Source organism: Bacteroides sp. RTP31139st1_H2_RTP31139_211217, assembly GCF_040227615.1.
GTDB lineage: Bacteria > Bacteroidota > Bacteroidia > Bacteroidales > Bacteroidaceae > Bacteroides > Bacteroides uniformis.
In genome coordinates this window covers 1-1,473 of sequence record NZ_JBCNZM010000340.1, presented here as the reverse complement: position 1 = coordinate 1,473, position 1,473 = coordinate 1, and the positions used below count along the sequence as shown (strand labels likewise).

The following is a 1,473-nucleotide window of genomic DNA, read 5'->3' as shown; positions in this document are numbered from 1 at the left end:
GCCGATTTCTTGATGGCGAAACGGCAGACTTCCGCCGTTTTCCGATCCTCGGGCAGCGTCTCGAAAAGGTTCTCACGCCACGGGTTCTCGTACACCCCCGTATCGAGATAGGCTATATCTATTCTCTCTTGCTCTGTCATGGTTTTCAGTATTTATGGAAAGCGCCCGGGTGACGGGCGCCTCTCTTGGTTAGACATATTCCGTTATCGTTCCGTTTCCTCCGTCCCGTTCTCGCTCTGGAACGTGAAGGAGGTCTTCACGACCTGACCCGTGTTGTCCTCGACATAGACGTCGATGGCCTGCTGGTCATCGCTGCGCGATGTGTAATAGAGGCGGAACACCTCACGGTCGAGCGGATAGCGGTCGTTGGGCAGGAACACCGTACCGTCGTCCATCCTCAACTCACCGCGCCCGTCGGGCTGGAAATAGCGGATCGTGTAACGCGCGCCGTCATATCTCCCCTCCCGCACGAGCGTGCAGCGGATTTCAGCGGTTTCACCAACGGAGATTCGCTTCTGAACGGGCATCGTTTCCAGAGAGAACGTGTACGCCTGCTGTATATCCAGCCCGTTGTCGCAGGATGCGCATAAAAGACCCCGGGCGGCGATCCAGACCGCCAGGGCCAATATCTTTTTCATCTTTTTCATGTCGCTTGCAAGTTTAATGGATTATGAATTTCACGCCCAGGCCGAACTGCGCGTGGAAATGTCCCGTTGTAGTGCCCCATAGGATACGCTCACGCCCCGTCAGCGAGAGGATAATCCTGTCGGTCAGGTACGCATCGATCTCCAGCGTGACGGCCCCGCCATAGAGGAAACGGTCGCGGTGGCGGAGCGTAGAGCCGTCATAGAGCCGCCTCTCGCCCCGGTTCACACTCTCGTAACCGGCCAGCGCCGAGCCGCCGAGGTAGAAGAAAAAAGTCCTGGACGGGTCGGCGAGGAACTTGTAATAGTAACCGCCCTCGGCCGTGAACTGCGCCACAGGGATACGTTCCGACTTGTAGGGGTAATAACGGTTCAGGAACTCCGCGCCGAACACCCACTTGTCGGCATTCTTCGCGTAGCGGCTCATGGCCAGCCCGAACCAGTAGCCCGTTTCGCTGCGGCTGTCCCGGGTATAGAAGCCGTCGGTCATGCCTCCCCGTATTTCCAGCCCGCGCATGGCGGGCAGGGCACGCTGGGCGTGCGCCCCGTCCGAAAGGAGGAGGCATAACCCCAGCGTGAGAATGAATATCGCCCGTTTCATATCACTTTACCTTTAACTCGTTGATAACACGTGCGCGCACCAGGTCGGCATTCTCCACCGTGAAAGTCTGGTGTCGCCCGCCCTGCTGCTCGTGCAGTTCCACGACCAGCTGCTTGTCGTCGGCCAGCGTGAACTTCGGGAGCGTGAAGACCATGCGCTCGGTACGCTTGCCGCCGATGACCTGCACGTTGTTGTACGCACGCACGGGCCATACGACCTGCTCCTGGA

3 protein-coding genes are annotated in these 1,473 nt (G+C 58.8%); all 3 read right to left on the bottom strand.

The genetic code is table 11. From position 1 onward, the window contains the following. Positions 1 to 203: 203 nt before the first annotated feature. On the bottom strand, positions 204 to 647 hold the full coding sequence (locus ABUA47_RS24760) for a DUF3872 domain-containing protein (protein WP_349832290.1): 444 nt from the start codon (positions 645 to 647) through the stop codon (positions 204 to 206). Between the two features lie 13 nt (positions 648 to 660). Continuing rightward, entirely contained in the window at positions 661 to 1,245 is a 585-nt protein-coding gene (locus ABUA47_RS24755; protein ID WP_004303789.1) for a conjugal transfer protein TraO, read from the bottom strand. A 1-nt stretch (position 1,246) separates the two neighbouring features. Continuing rightward, the coding region (locus ABUA47_RS24750; RefSeq protein WP_349832289.1) for a DUF4138 domain-containing protein at positions 1,247 to 1,473 on the bottom strand (227 nt) is incomplete at its 5' end.